The organism is Enterococcus sp. AZ197 (assembly GCF_050556405.1).
Classification (GTDB): Bacteria; Bacillota; Bacilli; order Lactobacillales; family Enterococcaceae; genus Enterococcus; species Enterococcus faecalis.
In genome coordinates, this window is the sequence record NZ_CP187873.1 from 60,678 (window position 1) to 79,168 (window position 18,491).

Below are 18,491 nucleotides of genomic sequence, written 5' to 3' on the forward strand. Positions count from 1 at the left end.
CCCAAAGTGATTTTTGTCCCACGCTCTGTTGTTTTTTTAAATTTATTCCTTGACGTCCCGTGATCCATTTGGTACATTATTCCTGGCAAATCGTAAATATTACGGTTTATAATAGGTAAATCGAAAAGAGGACAGAACATGACGAAAATCTACCGCCGTTTGATAATCGGCGTTACTTTAGCAATCAGTGCTTTTCTTTTAGCTAGCTGTGGGCAAACCACACAATCGCCAAAAGAGAAGAAAGAGCTCACGGTAATGACTACTTTTTATCCGATGTACGACTTCACAAAACAAGTCGTTGGTGATGAGGGAGAGGTTGAGCTGTTGATTCCAGCTGGAACGGAACCACACGATTATGAACCAAGCGCAAAAGACTTAGCGAAAATTACTGATGCGGATGTCTTTGTTTATAATAGTAAAGAGCTAGAAACTTGGGTTCCGAATGTTATTGAAAACTTGGACACGAAAAAAGTTTCAATCGTGGAAGCCAGTCAATCCATTCAATTGATGCAAGGAACAGAAGAGGAAGAATCTGGCGAAGAAGGTCATGAAGGCCATAACCATTCCCACGAACTGGATCCGCATGTCTGGTTAGATCCCGTGTTAGCGCAAAAAGAAGTAACAGCGATTCGGGATGCGCTTATCAAAAAATATCCTGAGAAAAAAGCCGTATTTGAAAAAAATACCGTTGCTTATTTGGAAAAATTGACTGCGTTAGATAAGGAATACCAAGCTGCGTTTGCAGGCGCTAAAAATCGGACCTTTGTGACGCAACATGCTGCATTTGGCTATTTGGCGAAACAATATGGCTTGACCCAAGAACCGATTGCTGGGATTTCTCCAGACCAAGAACCTTCGCCAAGTCGTTTAGCCGAATTAAAAAAATATATTAAAACAAACAATGTTTCTGTGATCTATTTTGAAGCATCGGCTTCTACAAAAGTAGCCAAAACATTGGCAGACGAGACAGGCGTCGAATTAGCCGTATTGAATCCTTTAGAGAGTTTAACTCAAAAAGAACAAGAAGCAGGCGAGAACTACGTGTCTGTCATGAAAGAAAACCTCGCTGCTTTACAAAAAAGCATTCATTAATCTGGCAACAGAAAGGAGCCAACTTATGCATTATATTGAAGTCGAAAATTTAACCTTCTATTATGATGATGAACCTGTTTTAGAAGATGTTTCTTATTATGTTGATCCAGGGGAATTCGTTATTTTAACAGGAGAAAATGGCGCTGCCAAGTCAACGCTGATCAAAAGTACCTTAGGGTTATTAAAACCAACAAGTGGCAAAATTACGGTCGCTAAAAAAAATAGTGCTGGTGAAAAAATCAGCATTGGCTACATTCCACAACAAGTCGCTTCTTTCAATGCGGGCTTTCCTAGCACCGTAATTGAATTAGTACGTTCAGGTCGCTTTCCCAGAAATCGTTGGTTCAAACCGTTGACGAAAAAAGATCATCTTCATGTGGAAAAAGCTTTGAAATCAGTGGACATGTGGGAAATGCGCCACAAACGAATTGGCGAGCTTTCTGGAGGGCAAAAGCAACGAATTAGTTTAGCACGAGTGTTTGCGACCGATCCAGATTTGTTTATTTTAGATGAGCCAACAACAGGTATGGATGAACAATCGCGAAACGAATTTTATCAATTGTTGCAACACAGTGCGCATGAACATGGAAAAGCTATTTTGATGATTACGCATGATCATGAAGATATCAAAACCTATGTGGATCGTCAAATTCGTCTTGTCCGCAAAGAAGATTCGAAATGGCGTTGTTTCCATATGAGTGAAGAATCGTATACGTAAATTTTCCAATAAAACGTTATCTGGCTCGATAATAACGAAAGCCTAGGAACGGCTTAAAGAAATGTGGGAAAAATTTAAAAAATAAGCAGGAATTAAAAAATTAATTCGCTTAAACGTCGCTACAATGGTAGTGTTCATTTTAGCGGTAAGGAGTGAATCGTATGGCAGAAATGCTTTCTTATGCATTTATGCAAAAGGCCTTTTTAGCAGCACTGTTTATCTCAGTGATTGCCCCAATGCTCGGCGTCTTTCTAGTTATTCGCCGACAATCTTTAATGGCAGATACCCTTTCACATGTGTCATTAGCCGGTGTGGCACTAGGCTTCTTTTTTAATTGGAATCCTAATTTAATGACCTTAATTGTCGTGATTGTGGCTGCAATCATTCTAGAATATTTACGAATGATTTATAGCACCTATTCAGAAATTTCGATTGCTATTTTAATGTCAGGCGGTTTGGCTTTGGCGTTAGTTTTAATGAATTTAACAGGAGGCAATTCAGCTGCTAGTATTCAATCGTATTTATTTGGTTCCATCGTCACGATTACGTGGGATCAAGTGGTTATGTTGGCAATTTTATTCGTAGTTTTAGTTCTATTGTTTATGTTATTTAAACGTCCAATGTATGTTTTAACATTTGATGAAGATACTGCTCATGTTGATGGGCTACCTATTCATTGGATGTCGATGCTTTTTAATGTAATTACTGGTGTGGCGATTGCTGTGATGATTCCGATTGCGGGAGCCTTGTTAATTTCAGCAATTATGGTCTTACCAGCTGCGATAGGTATGCGAATTGGTAAAGGCTTCAACACGGTGATTATCATCAGTGTGTTTATGGGCTTGATTGGCATGCTAACAGGGTTGACTAGCTCGTATTATTTGGAAACACCACCGAGTGCAAGCATTACCCTAATTTTTATTGGTTTATTCTTATTAGTCAATATTTATCGCCGAGTGGTTGTCATGGTCCAACGAAAACAAAAAATGCAAAGAAACTAAGGAGAAAAACGAAAGTTTTTCTCCTTTATTTCTTTTTTTTAAAAGAAATGGCGAACTATTTTCAGTTATTTGAAAAAAATCCTCGAATTTTTCGGTTAAACCCCTTATAATAAGGAACGATAGAATGAAAAGGAGTGACGAATTTGAAAATTCGGAGAAGTGAACGATTAATCGATATGACCCAATATCTTTTAGATCATCCCCATACATTGGTTTCTTTGACATATTTTGCTGACCGATACCAATCTGCCAAGTCTTCCATTAGTGAAGATTTAGCAATTGTTAAAAAAACATTTAAAGAACGTGGAACAGGTATTTTAGAAACGATTCCAGGCGCTGCAGGCGGTGTCCGCTTTATCCCTGAAATTCCTTATGAGGAAGCGGAGCAGTTGATTATGGATTTATGTGATCGTTTGTCAGAACAAGATCGCTTATTACCTGGGGGCTATGTTTATCTTTCAGATTTACTTGGGGAACCGAATTTATTAAGACAAGTGGGCCGGATTATTGCTTCTAAATATTTAGGCAAACAAATTGATGCGGTAATGACCGTTGCGACCAAAGGAGTGCCAATTGCGCAAGCTGTGTCTTATTACTTAAATGTTCCGTTTGTGATTGTTCGTCGCGATTCTAAGATTACTGAAGGTTCAACGGTGAGCGTGAACTATGTATCAGGGTCTTCAGAACGTATCGAAAAAATGGAACTTTCAAAACGCAGCTTAAAACGCGGATCAAAAGTTTTAGTCGTGGATGACTTCATGAAAGGCGGCGGCACCGTCAATGGTATGAAGAGTATGATTGAAGAATTTGAAGCAGAACTTGTGGGCATTACCGTTTTTGCTGAGTCAAAATTCAATGGCCGTCGTGCAATCGATGACTATACTTCGCTATTGTACGTGGAAGATGTGGATACACAAACAAAAACGATTAGCGTAGTCCCAGGAAACTATTTCACAGAGAAATAATTTGAAAAAGAACCTGAAAATGGTCCATTCCATTTTCAGGTTCTTTTTTTCTGTTTTATTCCTTTAAAAAAAGATGAGAAAATAAATTGGTCTACCTTTTAAATGCCTTATTTTGTTGAAAAAGACAAAAGAGTAAGATAAACTAGAAAAGGTATAATGAGGACGATTTAGAAGAAAATCAAACAATTTAGTTAATTTGAGGTGGCAAACGTGGAAAATAGATACGCAATTATTTTAGCAGCTGGTAAAGGAACACGCATGAAATCTAAACTTTATAAAGTATTGCATCCAGTTGCTGGTAAACCAATGGTCGAACATATTTTAGATCAAGTAGAACAAACAGAACCAACAGAAATCGTGACAATCGTTGGACACGGGGCGGAAATGATTAAAAGCCATTTAGGTGAACGTAGTCAATATGCCTTACAAGCTGAACAATTGGGAACTGGGCATGCAGTCATGCAAGCACAAGAGTTATTAGGTGGTAAACAAGGAACAACATTAGTTATTACAGGGGATACGCCGTTATTAACTGCGGAAACCTTGAAAAACTTATTCGATTATCATCAAGGTAAGAATGCAAGTGCGACTATTTTAACAGCGCATGCGGAAGACCCAACAGGCTATGGTCGAATTATTCGTGACCATGTGGGCATTGTTGAACGAATCGTGGAACAAAAAGATGCCAGTGAAGAAGAAGCACGTGTTCAAGAAATTAATACAGGAACCTTCTGTTTTGATAATGAATCATTGTTTGAAGCGTTAGCGAAAACAGATACAAACAATACACAAGGGGAATACTATTTAACAGATATCATTGAAATTTTGAAAAAAGAAGGCAAAGCTGTCGCAGCTTACCAAATGGCAGACTTTGACGAAGCAATGGGTGTAAATGATCGTGTTGCTTTATCCACTGCTAATAAAATTATGCATCGTCGTTTAAATGAAATGCATATGCGAAATGGTGTTACATTTATTGATCCAGACACAACGTATATTGATGAAGGCGTGGTAATTGGTTCAGACACAGTCATTGAAGCGGGAGTCACTATCAAAGGAAAAACAGTGATTGGCGAAGATTGCTGGATTGGCGCACATTCAGAAATCGTTGATAGTCACATCGGCAATCAAGTGGTTGTTAAACAGTCTGTGATTGAAGAAAGTGTGGTTCGCGAGGGGGCCGATGTGGGTCCGTATGCACATTTACGTCCTAAAGCAGATGTGGGGGTAAACGTACACATTGGTAACTTCGTGGAAGTAAAAAATGCAACAATCGATGAAGGCACAAAAGTGGGCCATTTAACATACGTTGGTGATGCAACATTAGGCAAAGATATTAATGTCGGTTGCGGCGTTGTTTTTGTTAATTATGATGGCAAAAATAAACACCAAACAGTCGTGGGTGATCACGCGTTTATTGGCTCTGCAACGAACATTGTTGCGCCAGTCACGATTGGTGATCATGCGGTGACTGCTGCTGGTTCAACCATCACAGAAGATGTCCCTTCAGAAGATTTGGCGATTGCCCGGGCACGTCAAGTGAATAAAGAAGGCTATGCTAAAAAGTTACCTTACATGAAGGATTAACCTCAAATAAAAAAGAACGCTCTTTTGCTTAAGCAAAAGAGCGTTCTTTTTCCTCCTTAAAGACTAGACCAATTGCTGCTAATATTTGTTTAGAGGCATTCAAGGACTAGACCAATGCTGTTTATTCGGTATTTTTAGTTATTTTTTTCAAAAAAATAGTTTTTGTTCTGCTTTTCCAATATAAAAAGACTTTCTTATTTATAAAGTTCGTGTTTTGGTCAAAATTACTATTTTTTTCACAAACAAATCCGCTGTATTGTCCAAAAATAAAAACAATTTACAGGAAAAACATCTTATTTTAACGGAATTTACTGTTTTTTATTTAACGGATATATTATGATAGGAAAAGAAGAGCAGCGTGATGGGGGAAGGCTCTTTTTGTTGTTTGTTACTTTGACAATTGTTTGTTGCAAATGGGTTGAAACACAAGGAGGAAATTTGTGAAAAAGTTGAGCTTTAAAAAAGTGAAGTGGGGCATGCATTTTTTAATGGCTGTTGCGTTGATAGCGCCAAGCGTTACTAGTACGGCATATGCAGTAGAAACAACGAGTCAACAAAGTTCAGAAGCAGTAACAAGTACCACCGATTCAAGTAGAAAACAAGAACCAGTCATCACACAGGAAACAACAGACATCAAACAAGAAGCACCAAATCAGGCTACGAGTGACAGTGTCAAGCAGTCACAAGAAACCACGGCACCAACAGAGACGACGAATTTAGAAACGTCAACCGCTGAAAAAGAAGAAACGAGCACGCCGCAAAAAATAACAATTTTAGGTACGTCAGATGTTCATGGTCAATTATGGAATTGGTCTTATGAAGATGATAAAGAACTACCAGTTGGTTTGTCCCAAGTAAGTACAGTCGTCAACCAAGTCCGGGCACAAAACCCAGCAGGCACCGTTTTAATTGATAATGGCGACAATATTCAAGGCACTATTTTAACAGATGACTTGTATAATAAAGCACCTTTAGTGAATGAAAAGACCCATCCAATGATCACCGCCATGAATGTGATGAAGTATGATGCAATGGTTTTGGGAAATCATGAGTTTAATTTTGGTTTACCGTTAATCAAAAAAATTCAACAAGAAGCCACTTTTCCAATCTTGTCTGCGAATACCTACAATAAGGAAGATGGTCTTCGTTTTGTTGAAGGGACTACCACGAAGGAACTTGATTTTAATCAAGATGGGCAGCCAGATTTAAAAGTTGGGATTATCGGCTTAACAATTCCGCACATTCCTTTGTGGGATGGCCCTCGTGTTACTTCGCTTAATTTTTTACCTTTGAAAGAAGAAGCAGAAAAAGCAGTTACTGAGTTGAAAACTAACGATCAGGCTGACATTATTGTTGCTTCGATTCATGCGGGACAACAAAATAGTGATCCGGCTGCCAGTGCAGACCAAGTAATTGAAAATGTCGCGGGGATTGATGCGTATATTCTAGGTCATGACCACCTTTCTTTTACCAAGCAAGGAGCAGCGCCGAATGGAAAAACTGTACCGGTAGGGGGACCGAAAGATACGGGGACAGAAGTTGTTAAGATTGATCTTTCAGTTGCTAAAAATGCCGATAAGTGGGAAGTGCAAGAAGGTACAGCAACGATTGTACCAACAACGAATGTTCCAGCAGATGAAGCAGTTAAGGCAGCGACAAAAGAATACCATGAAAAAACGCGAGCGTTTATTCAGGAGGAGATCGGCACAGCAACAGCTGATTTTTTACCAAAACAAGAAATTAAAGGAATTCCCGAAGCACAATTACAACCAACAGCGATGATTTCTTTAATTAATAACGTTCAAAAAGAAGTAACAGGCGCACAATTAAGTGCGGCAGCGCTGTTTAAATACGACAGTAAATTACCTGCGGGGAAGATTTCCTATGCTACGATTTTTGATATCTACAAATACCCAAATACCTTAGTGAGTGTTCCCATTAACGGTGAAAACTTACTGAAGTATTTAGAAAAACAAGGGGCGTACTATAACCAAACGCAGCCAGATGATTTGACCGTTAGTTTTAATCCAAACATTCGTGTATATAACTATGACATGATTTCTGGAGTGGACTACAAGATTGACATTTCAAAACCAGTGGGTGAACGAATTGTAGATGCGAAAATTGACGGCCAACCGTTGGATCCTGCCAAAGAATATACGATTGCTATGAATAATTATCGTTACGGCGGTTTAGCTAGCCAAGGGATTCAAGTAGGAGAACCTATTAAAAATTCTGATCCAGAAACCTTACGAGGAATGATTGTTGATTATATTAAGAAAAAAGGAACGCTTGATCCAGAACAAGAAATCGAACGAAATTGGTCAATTATTGGGACAAATTTTGATGAAAAATGGCGTGCCAAAGCAATCGAATTAGTGAATGACGGCACTCTTCAAATTCCGACTTCTCCTGATGGACGTACACCAAACGCCGCCGCTATTACGAAACAAGATGTCCGTAATGCGGGTTTTGATTTAGATAATGCATATACCATTATGCACACAAATGACGTTCATGGACGATTAGAAGCAGGGAAAGGCGAATTGGGTATGGCGCGTCTAAAAACCTTTAAAGACCAAGAAAACCCAACCTTGATGGTGGATGCAGGGGATGTTTTCCAAGGATTACCAATCTCCAATTTCTCCAAAGGCGCGGATATGGCCAAAGCAATGAATGAAGTTGGTTATGATGCCATGGCGGTGGGAAATCACGAGTTTGATTTTGGTTTAGAGATTGCACTAGGTTATAAAGACCAACTGAATTTTCCGATTTTATCTAGTAATACGTATTACAAAGATGGCAGTGGACGGGTTTTTGATCCGTATACAATCGTAGAAAAAGCCGGGAAAAAGTTTGCCATTGTAGGTGTGACGACCCCAGAAACAGCAACGAAAACACACCCGAAAAACGTGGAGAAGGTGACATTTAAAGACCCGATTCCAGAAGTAGAAGCAGTGATTAATGAAATTAAAGAGAAGTACGCGGATATTCAAGCTTTCGTAGTTACTGGGCATTTAGGCGTAGATGAAACGACGCCGCATATCTGGCGTGGTGATACGCTAGCAGAAACCCTTAGTCAAACATATCCTGAGTTAGATATTAATGTGATTGATGGACATTCGCATACAGCCGTCGAAAGCGGCAAACGTTATGGCAAAGTGATCTATGCTCAAACAGGTAATTATTTAAATAATGTTGGGATCGTCACAGCACCAGAGAGTGAACCAACTAAGAAAACAGCAAAATTGATTTCAGCAGCAGAGTTGCTAGAATTGCCAGAAAACCCGGCAGTTAAAGCCATCGTTGATGAAGCACGAACGAATTTTAACGCTGAAAATGAAAAAGTAATTGTCGATTATATTCCATTCACATTGGATGGACAACGAGAAAATGTGCGCACACGAGAGACCAACTTAGGGAATTTGATTGGTGATGCGATTATGTCATATGGCCAAGACGCGTTTAGTCAACCTGCTGATTTTGCAGTAACTAATGGTGGCGGCATTCGCGCTGATATTAAACAAGGGCCAATTAAAGTTGGGGATGTCATTGCTGTGTTACCTTTTGGCAATAGCATTGCGCAAATTCAAGTAACCGGCGCTCAAGTTAAAGAAATGTTTGAAATGTCTGTTCGTTCGATTCCACAAAAAGATGAGAATGGCACAATTTTACTAGATGATGCTGGCCAACCAAAACTTGGCGCAAATGGTGGTTTCCTACATGTTTCAAGCTCCATTCGTATCCACTATGATTCCACAAAACCAGGTACTCGCTTGGCTAGTGACGAAGGCAATGAAACAGGACAAACGATTGTCGGTAGTCGCGTATTAGGAATAGAAATTAAAAATCGGCAAACACAAAAGTTTGAACCATTGGATGAGAAGAAACAATACCGGATGGCTACCAATGATTTCTTAGCTGCTGGTGGTGATGGTTACGATATGCTAGGTGGTGAACGAGAAGAAGGGATTTCACTAGATTCTGTCTTAATTGAATATTTGAAAAGTGCAACCAGCTTGCGGTTGTATCGTGCAGCAACGACGATTGATTTAGCACAATATAAAGAACCATTCCCAGGCGAACGAATTGTTTCTATTTCGGAAGAAGCTTACAAAGAGTTAATCGGTGGAGGAGAGACGCCAAAACCAGATCCAAAACCAGATCCAAAACCAGATCCAAAACCAGATCCGAAACCAGATCCAAAACCAGACCCAAAACCAACACCAGAAACACCAGTAGCAACCAATAAACAAAACCAAGCGGGAGCAAGACAGAGCAATCCATCCGTAACAGAGAAGAAAAAGTATGGCGGCTTTTTACCTAAAACGGGTACAGAAACAGAAACGCTTGCATTATATGGTTTACTGTTCGTTGGACTTTCTTCTTCTGGCTGGTATATTTATAAACGACGTAACAAAGCTAGTTAGTCATTTTTTAAGAACCGTCCTTCGGGATTGGTTCTTTTTTTATTTTAATGCTTGCCATTTGTTTTTAATTTTAGTATTATAAGAATATTCCAAAAATTAAAAAATGAAGAGTTTTTTCTGTGAAGGGAGAAAGGCATGAAAAGTAAACGTATAAAAGGACTTATCGGGTTAAGTTTAACAACGCTATTAGTTTTAGCTGCTTGTGGTGGTGATGGGGGAGCTGGCGCCGAAAAAGCAAAGGGCGGATCAGAGAAAACTGCCGCTAAACAAGAATTTAAAGTAGTAGTTCAACAAGAAATGCCTTCTGCAGATTTATCTTTAGGAACAGATACAATTAGTTTTACGGCACTGAATAATGCGTATGAAGGAATTTATCGTTTAGATGATAAAAGCAAGCCGCAACCAGCAGGGGCTAAAGAAAAAGTGCAAGTCAGTGATGATGGTCTGACATACACAGTGAAACTAAGAGAAGAAGCAAAATGGTCCAATGGTGATCCTGTCACAGCTGCCGATTATGTTTTTAGTTGGCAACGTACAGCAGATCCTCAGACTGGCGCTGAGTATGCTTATTTTCTAGAAATGATTGAAAACGGTGCAGACATTGTAGCTGGTAAGAAACCAGTCTCTGAATTAGGCATTAAAGCAAACGGGGATTACGAGCTAGAAATTAAACTGGCAAAACCAACACCATATTTTGATTATTTACTGGCCTTTCCACTATTTTTCCCGCAACATCAAGCAACCGTAGAGAAATATGGCAAAGATTACGCTGCTTCCAGTGAAAAAGCAGTCTATAATGGTCCGTTTGTCTTAGCTAACTTTGAAGGGGCTGGCTCAGATACCAATTGGACTTTGGAAAAAAATGAAAACTATTGGGATAAAGACAATGTCAAATTAGATAAAATCAATTTTGATGTCGTCAAGGAGGCACCAACTGCCTTGAACTTATTCCAAGATGGTCAAGCAGACGATGTTATTTTAAGTGGCGAATTGGCCCAGCAAATGGCGAAGGATCCAGAATTGGTTATCGAAAAAGAAGCACGAACCAGCTATTTGGAATTTAATCAGCGAGATAAAAATTCACCGTATAATAATGTGAATTTACGCAAAGCAATTTCAGCAGCGATTGATCGCAACGCATTAGTAGATAAAATTTTAGGCGACGGCTCAGTAGTCGCTACCGGCTTAATTCCAGAAGGGATGTCGTATTCGCCGACAGATGACACAGATTTTGCTGATGAAAATAAAAAAATTGTTGAATATAGCCCAGAAAAAGCAAAAGAATATTGGGCAAAAGCGAAGAAAGAATTGGGCATAACAACACTCAAAATGGATATTGTTGCCGATGATGTCGATTCTACGAAAAAGTTAGCGGAATATATTCAAGGTACGTTAAAGGATACTTTAGAGGGCATTGATGTAACAGTGAGCCCAGTGCCGTTTTCAGTTCGAATTGATCGAGGTAGTCGCGGCGATTTTGAGACAATCTTAGGTGGTTGGGCTGCGGATTACGCAGATCCAAGTAGTTTCTTAGACCTTTTTGTTACTGGTAATAACTATAATCGCGGGCGTTTTTCAAGTAAAGCCTACGATGAGTTGATCGAGGCTTCAGCTACAAGAGATGCTTCAGATCCTGAAAAACGTTGGGAAGACATGGTTAAGGCTGAGAAGTTATTGATTGGTGAAGAGACCGCTTTAGCACCACTTTATCAAAAGGCGACTGCCCATCTACGCAGTAAAGAAGTGAAAGGCGTCGTTGCCCATGGTGCTGGCGCACAATATGATTATAAGTGGACATATGTGACAGAAGAGTAGTTAAAAAGAGACACAGAATAGTCAAATCGACTGTTCTGTGTCTCTTTTAATTAAAATATTTCTGCTGTTCTTCTTTTAATTTTTCTGGGGTTACATCTTCACCAGTAGGATCATAAATAGTGACGCCCATTAATGTTTTATTGAATTGTTCACGAATGGTTCGCAAATATTCTTGTCGCAAATCGACACGAAGAGCTTGTTCTTCAGATGTTAAACCTTGTTCACGCTCTTTTTGTGCAAGCGTATTAATTCTTTTTAAAACCTCTAACATTTCTCATTTCCTTTCTATAATAATTCTTTTGCTAGGCGTTCAAACGATTGAAAGCGCGTTTGTTTGTCATAACCTGGGGTGATTAGCATTGCTTCTGTCAACCCTAGTTCTTCTTGTTGGTGGAAAAACTCCGCAACTTCTTGGCTACTACCAATGACAAAGCGTTGTTTATTTTGTTCTAAAACCAGTTTGTCCATTTCACTGTAAGGGAAAGCTAGGGCTTCTTCTGGCGATAAAAATTTATTAGGAAGCCCATGTTCGGTGGCAAAGATATAATGCTCGAAACTAGCCGCATGGTATTCTGCTTCTTCTTTCGTGTCGGCGGCGAAAGTGAAATACGCAGCGCTCACTTGCGGCTCTTGTTGTTCAGTTACTGGTCGGAAATGCTTGTAATATGCGGACAATACTTCTTTGGGCAAATGTCCATGAATAAACTGCGCAAAGGAAAAATTAATGCCATATTCACCAGCTGAACGTGCGCTTTCTTTACTAGCACCTAGTAACCAGGGTTGTGGTAATAGAACTTCCCGCGGAACAGCTGAAATTTTAGAATATAAATGATCTTCAGGAAATTCCTCTCTTAAAAAGAGTAAAATTTCAGGTAATTTATCAAATTGGTCTAGCTGTGGTGGCTGACCATTATTTAACGCCAACGTAGTTAAAGGGCTGCCACCAGGCGAGCGGCCCATGCCTAAATCGATTCGATCAGGATATAAAGCTGCTAACGTTTTAAACGTTTCTGCGACTTTAAATGGCGCATAATGCATGGTCATGATGCCACCCGCGCCAACACGAATTTTTTCGGTGGCACTAGCAATATGTGCAACTAAAATTTCTGGCGTTGCACTGGCAAAGGCGTCTGAACCGTGATGTTCGGCATACCAAATTCTTGTGTAGCCAAGTTTTTCCGCTAATTGAGCGAGCTCTTTGGCTTCTTGTAATGTGTCGCTTGCTGATTGATTTTTAGGAACCGTTAATTGATCTAAGATACTTAATTTCATGTATGTAGTCTCCTTTTTAGTTATTTTTTTGAAGCTACCGCTATTATCACGCAAGCATGTCAAAAAAAACAGTACGCACTTTTTAATTCCCTAGTGAGCGAAAAGTAACAAATAGATGTAGCCAAGATCGATGATAAAAAATTCTCCGCTATGGCTTTTTGATGCTTTGTGTTAAAATGGAACATATGTACGCAATCAGCAATTGGAAAGGTGACAACATGTACGAATATATTATTGGAAAAGTAACGTTTGTTAGCCCATACTATATTGTCGTTGAAACAAATGGCATTGGCTATCAGATTTCAGTCGATAACCCGTATCGCTATTCAGGAAAAATGGATACGGATATTAAACTATATCTTCACCAAGTCGTGCGGGAAGATGCACAGCTATTATTTGGTTTTGGCAGTTTAGAAGAAAAACAATTGTTCTTAAAATTAATCAGTGTCTCTGGAATTGGCCCTAAAAGTGGTTTAGCTATCATGGCTTCTGTGGCTGATCATGGTGGTTTAATCAATGCAATTGAAGGGGAAGATGTTACATATTTAACGAAGTTCCCAGGTGTTGGCAAGAAAACAGCCCAACAAATGATTTTAGATTTAAAAGGAAAACTAGGCGAATTAGAGTCTTCCGAAGCAGCGGTTGCGGCCATGACCGCAACCGAAGTGGTGACAACAAGCAATCAAGCATTGGCAGAAGCGTTAGAAGCATTAAGTGCCCTAGGCTACAGTGACCGAGAGATTAAGCGTATCACTAAGCAATTGGAAGCGTTAGGTGAGACAACGACAGATGTCTATTTAAGCAATGCGTTAAAATTCATGATGAAACGCTAAGGAGGAATAACGATGACAGAAGAAGAACGGTTGCTTTCAGCTGCAAGTCAAGAAGCAGAAGCTTCAATTGAAAAATCGTTACGTCCACAATTTTTAGCACAATATATTGGTCAAGACAAAGTAAAACAAGAACTAACGATTTATATTGAAGCGGCGAAAAATCGGAATGAAGCGTTGGATCATACCCTTCTTTATGGTCCGCCAGGTTTAGGGAAAACGACAATGGCGATGGTCATCGCCAATGAAATGAATGTGAACATTCGTACCACAAGTGGACCAGCCATCGAACGGGCGGGAGATTTAGTCGCTATTTTGAACGAATTAGAGCCTGGTGATGTGTTATTTATCGATGAAATTCATCGTTTGCCACGAGTTGTGGAAGAAATGCTGTATTCCGCAATGGAAGATTTTTACATTGATATCATGGTCGGTCAAGGAACCACGGCACATCCCGTTCATTTTCCGTTACCGCCTTTTACTTTAGTGGGCGCTACCACACGGGCAGGGATGCTTTCAGCGCCATTACGAGATCGTTTTGGGATTATTTCTCACATGGAGTATTATCAAGAGCAGGATTTAAAAGAAATCGTTCTTCGTTCCGCGGATATTTTTCAAACGGAGATTTTTGAGGAAGGTGCCTTTGAAATTGCGCGCCGCTCAAGAGGAACCCCCCGAATTGCTAATCGTTTGTTAAAACGTGTCCGTGATTTTGCCCAAGTCCAATCAGATGGCAAAATCGACCGAGCGATTGCAGACAAAGCGTTAACCTTACTGCAAGTGGACCATCAAGGCTTGGACTATGTCGATCAAAAATTGTTGAAAACAATGATTGATTTATACGGCGGCGGTCCAGTTGGTTTAAGTACCTTGTCTGTAAATATCGGTGAAGAAACCGAAACGGTGGAAGATATGTATGAACCCTATCTTATTCAAAAAGGTTTCATTAAACGAACACCGCGAGGACGAATTGCAACGCCATTTGCGTATGCACATTTTGGGTATGATTATTTAGAGGGTAGTAAAAATTAAAAATAAGTCAAAAGAAAGCAAGCCTTAACCGCTTGTTTTCTTTTGTTTCACGTGAAACGTTTGTTCTTATTTGGAAGAGTGGCATATTTCAGCTGTTGTAGGTATACTGTGTTTGTAATCGCTTTTAAATTGGAGGGATCAATGTTGAATGAAGAAATCAAAGGGGCATTAATTGTTTCTTGCCAAGCGTTGGCAGACGAACCGTTGCATAGTTCTTTTATCATGTCCAAGATGGCTTTGGCCGCTAAACAAGGAGGGGCTAAAGGTATTCGAGCAAATTCTGTGGTAGACATTCGAGCAATCCGGAAAGAGGTTGATTTACCAATCATTGGGATTATTAAACGAGATTATCCTGACGCAGAAGTATATATTACTGCAACTATGCGTGAGGTAGATGAATTAATGGCTGTTCAGCCAGAAATTATCGCTCTCGATGCAACCCATTCGAAACGACCAAATGGCGAAACGTTAGCCACATTTTTCAAAAGAATAAAAGAAAAGTATCCTAACCAAGAATGGATGGCGGATTGTTCCACGCTGGAAGAGATGATTGAAGCAGCGGAGTTAGGTTTTGATTATATTGGCACAACGTTAGTCGGATATACGCCGCAAAGTGAAAATCAGCGGATTGAACAAAATGATTTTGAACTGTTAAGAGAAGCAAAGAAGCATTTTACTACACCAATTATTGCAGAAGGAATGATTGATACGCCAGCAAAAGTCCAACGTGTCCTGGAGCTAGGTGCTTATAGCGTGGTGGTGGGATCTGTTATTACACGACCGCAAAAAATTACTGAAAAATTTGTGGAAGCTACGAAAATAAAACAGAATCAAGCATAAACTAAATACACTATCGATACACTCGTTATTTTTTGATCAATACACTTCGATACGGTCGCTTTTTTTCTAGAGAAAGTTGAATCTTTCAATAATAAAAAGGGATACACTCCATTTGGCATAGTCCTTGCTGATAATAAATCAGTGTATAAAGCGCTATCATTTTATAGGAGGGGTTTTATGAAGGGTTTATCAAAAAAGAAACGGGTGTCTACTTGGTTAGCGTTAGGAATCACCGTAGTCAGCTGTTTTGCGTTAAGCAGGGAAGTGCAAGCAAGTGTTGAAAGAACAAAAGTTGATGAATTTGCAAATGTTTTAGATGTGAGTGCATCACCAACCGAACGGACGAATGGCGTATACGATACCAATTATTTTAATAATTTTTCTGATTTAGGTGCATGGCATGGCTACTATTTACCTGAAAAAAGCAATAAAGAGCTACTGGGTGGTTTTGCGGGGCCATTGATTATTGCGGAAGAATATCCAGTAAACTTGGCGGCAAGTTTAAACAAATTAACGGTCAAAAATAAAAAAACGGGAGAAACCTATGATTTAAGCCAAAGCAACCGCATGGACCTGTCTTATTATCCTGGGCGCCTAGAGCAAACCTATGAATTAGACGATCTAACGATTCATTTAGCTTTAATTTTTGTCAGCAATCGAACGGCGCTTATCCAAACGACACTTGAAAACACTGGTGAAGAGCCCTTGTCACTTGAAGCAAGCTGGACAGGTGCGGTCTTTGACAAAATTCAAGAGGGAACGGAAACCTTAGATATTGGCACTCGTTTAACTGCTAAAGACAATGACATTCAAGTGAATTTTGGTGAAGTCAGAGAAACGTGGAATTATTTTGCTACGAAAGACACAAAATATACGATTCATCATGCGGATAAAGTTTCAACAAAAATTGATAATCGGAATTATACAGCGACCGCTGAACCAATTGAATTGAAGCCTAAACAAACGTACAACACCTATACGACAGAAAGCTATACTTTTACAAAAGAAGAAGAGGCAAAGGAACAACAACAAGCACCCGAATATACCAAAAATGCGGCGCGCTATTTCAAAGAGAACAAGCAAAGATGGCAAGGATATCTAGATAAAACGTTTGATCAAAAGAAAACAGCAGAATTTCCTGAATATCAAAATGCGCTAGTCAAATCGATTGAAACGATTAACACCAATTGGCGAAGTGCGGCAGGTGCCTTTAAGCATGACGGGATTGTTCCGTCCATGTCTTATAAATGGTTTATTGGTATGTGGGCTTGGGATTCGTGGAAAGCGGATGTAGCAACGGCTGATTTTAATCCTGAGTTAGCTAAAAATAATATGCGGGCCTTGTTTGATTATCAAATTCAAAAAGATGATACCGTACGTCCACAAGATGCAGGAGCGATCATTGATGCTGTCTTTTACAATCAAGACAGTGCGCGTGGTGGTGAAGGTGGCAACTGGAATGAACGAAATTCTAAACCACCATTGGCTGCATGGGCAGTTTGGCATATTTATCAAGAAACAAAAGATAAGGAATTTTTAAAAGAAATGTATCCCAAACTTGTGGCTTATCATAATTGGTGGTATACCAACAGAGACCACAATAAAAATGGGATAGCAGAATATGGAAGCATGGTCAGTGATGCTCACTGGCAAAAAGACGACAAGGATCAAATCATTAAAGATAAAAATGGCCAACCTAAAGTGGACGATGATGCTGTTATTGAAGCAGCCGCATGGGAAAGTGGCATGGATAACGCTACACGGTTTGACAAAGAAGGTGTGGGCAAAGACGACGTTGGAGTTAAAGTTTTTGAAAACAAAAATAAAGGAAAAGTAGTAGGGTATTCGATTAATCAAGAATCAGTGGATTTGAATGCGTATCTCTACGCTGAAAAGGGCTATTTAGCTTCGATAGCAGAAGAACTAGGCAAAAAAGAGGACTATAAGAACTATCAAAAAGAAGCGAAGAAACTAAAAAAATATATTCAAGAAAATATGTTTGATGAAAAAACGGGCTTCTTCTATGACTTACAAATAAATGAAGACGGCTCGAAAACAAAATTGTTAGTCAATCGTGGCAAAGGAACAGAAGGCTGGTTGCCGCTCTGGGCAAAAGTAGCGACCAAAGAACAGGCGGCGGAAGTTAAGAAAAACATGATGAATCAAGAAATGTTCAATACCTTTATGCCATTCCCAACAGCATCCAAAGACAATGAAAAATTTGCTGCAACGAAATATTGGCGGGGACCAGTTTGGCTTGATCAAGCTTTGTTTGGTGTAGAAGCTCTTCAAAACTATGACTATACAAAAGAAGCGAAAGAAATGACACAAAAACTCTTCTTACATGCCGAAGGATTGATGGGAGAAGGCCCTATTCATGAAAATTATGATCCACTAACAGGGAAGGGCCTAAGTACGAAAAACTTTAGTTGGTCAGCGGCAGCGTACTATTTATTGTATAAAAACACCTTATTAAGTAATAACCCCACAACGCAAACTGCTTTTGAGATAAAATAGAAAAACAGCTCTTGAGAAAATATCTCTCAAGAGCTGTTTTTTTCTTCACTTGCTACAATCTGTTTCCCTCTGATTTAATTAAATGTAATTTATTTGTTTAAATAAATATATTTCAAATAATTAAATAAAATATCTAAAAATAAACTGTATGTACTTTTATTAAAAAATGTTATTTAATAAAAATGAAATAGATATTAAATGGAATTGATTGTACAATGGTTAATGAAGAGTGGGTTTAACGGAACCGAGTAATAAGAAATAAACTAATATTGAAACCAAACATTGCGACACCTCCTACTCTAAGTTATATTGAATTTCATTATAAGACAGATATCTTAGTTTCTTCAAGAACGAATTAGAAAAGTTTTTTTAAATTTGTTGACGCCTAACAA

13 protein-coding genes are annotated in these 18,491 nt (G+C 39.2%); 11 read left to right on the plus strand and 2 right to left on the minus strand.

From position 1 onward, the window contains the following. Positions 1–138: 138 nt before the first annotated feature. The 7 genes from IGK82_RS00260 (at position 139) to IGK82_RS00290 (ending at position 11,608) form a co-directional block, all read left to right on the plus strand. Positions 139–1,092: a metal ABC transporter substrate-binding protein gene (locus IGK82_RS00260; protein WP_002385462.1), complete on the plus strand. Its 954-nt coding sequence runs from the start codon at positions 139–141 to the stop codon at positions 1,090–1,092. Between the two features lie 25 nt (positions 1,093–1,117). Beyond that, positions 1,118–1,810, plus strand: a complete 693-nt coding sequence (locus IGK82_RS00265; RefSeq protein WP_002356064.1) for a metal ABC transporter ATP-binding protein — start codon at positions 1,118–1,120, stop codon at positions 1,808–1,810. Between the two features lie 161 nt (positions 1,811–1,971). Then, positions 1,972–2,811: a metal ABC transporter permease gene (locus IGK82_RS00270; protein WP_002383493.1), complete on the plus strand. Its 840-nt coding sequence runs from the start codon at positions 1,972–1,974 to the stop codon at positions 2,809–2,811. A 143-nt stretch (positions 2,812–2,954) separates the two neighbouring features. Continuing rightward, entirely contained in the window at positions 2,955–3,776 is an 822-nt protein-coding gene (gene purR, locus IGK82_RS00275) for a pur operon repressor (protein WP_002381336.1), read from the plus strand. A gap of 201 nt (positions 3,777–3,977) precedes the next feature. Then, positions 3,978–5,363 (plus strand): bifunctional UDP-N-acetylglucosamine diphosphorylase/glucosamine-1-phosphate N-acetyltransferase GlmU, encoded by a 1,386-nt coding sequence (glmU, locus tag IGK82_RS00280; protein ID WP_002359237.1) that lies wholly within the window; start codon positions 3,978–3,980, stop codon positions 5,361–5,363. Between the two features lie 440 nt (positions 5,364–5,803). Then, a complete protein-coding gene (locus IGK82_RS00285) occupies positions 5,804–9,793 on the plus strand; it encodes a 5'-nucleotidase C-terminal domain-containing protein (protein ID WP_263307246.1) in 3,990 nt (1,329 codons plus the stop codon). A gap of 135 nt (positions 9,794–9,928) precedes the next feature. After that, positions 9,929–11,608 (plus strand): peptide ABC transporter substrate-binding protein, encoded by a 1,680-nt coding sequence (locus IGK82_RS00290; protein ID WP_002356069.1) that lies wholly within the window; start codon positions 9,929–9,931, stop codon positions 11,606–11,608. A 46-nt stretch (positions 11,609–11,654) separates the two neighbouring features. Here the strand turns inward: IGK82_RS00290 and IGK82_RS00295 are convergent, their stop codons facing one another. Next, positions 11,655–11,879, minus strand: coding sequence for a DUF896 domain-containing protein (locus IGK82_RS00295; RefSeq protein WP_010709117.1), 225 nt, complete (start codon positions 11,877–11,879; stop codon positions 11,655–11,657). A gap of 14 nt (positions 11,880–11,893) precedes the next feature. Next, complete coding sequence (locus IGK82_RS00300; RefSeq protein WP_002356071.1) at positions 11,894–12,880, minus strand: LLM class flavin-dependent oxidoreductase; 987 nt, start codon at positions 12,878–12,880, stop codon at positions 11,894–11,896. A gap of 218 nt (positions 12,881–13,098) precedes the next feature. Between IGK82_RS00300 and ruvA the strand changes: the two genes are divergently transcribed. The 4 genes from ruvA (at position 13,099) to ygjK (ending at position 18,099) form a co-directional block, all read left to right on the plus strand. After that, positions 13,099–13,713: a Holliday junction branch migration protein RuvA gene (ruvA, locus tag IGK82_RS00305; RefSeq protein WP_002361491.1), complete on the plus strand. Its 615-nt coding sequence runs from the start codon at positions 13,099–13,101 to the stop codon at positions 13,711–13,713. Positions 13,714–13,725: 12 nt separating this feature from the next. Continuing rightward, positions 13,726–14,742 (plus strand): Holliday junction branch migration DNA helicase RuvB, encoded by a 1,017-nt coding sequence (gene ruvB / locus IGK82_RS00310; protein WP_016622161.1) that lies wholly within the window; start codon positions 13,726–13,728, stop codon positions 14,740–14,742. Positions 14,743–14,883: 141 nt separating this feature from the next. Beyond that, on the plus strand, positions 14,884–15,582 hold the full coding sequence (locus tag IGK82_RS00315) for an N-acetylmannosamine-6-phosphate 2-epimerase (protein ID WP_010819133.1): 699 nt from the start codon (positions 14,884–14,886) through the stop codon (positions 15,580–15,582). Positions 15,583–15,759: 177 nt separating this feature from the next. Beyond that, positions 15,760–18,099, plus strand: a complete 2,340-nt coding sequence (ygjK, locus tag IGK82_RS00320) for an alpha-glucosidase (protein WP_010709120.1) — start codon at positions 15,760–15,762, stop codon at positions 18,097–18,099. Positions 18,100–18,491 lie beyond the last annotated feature (392 nt).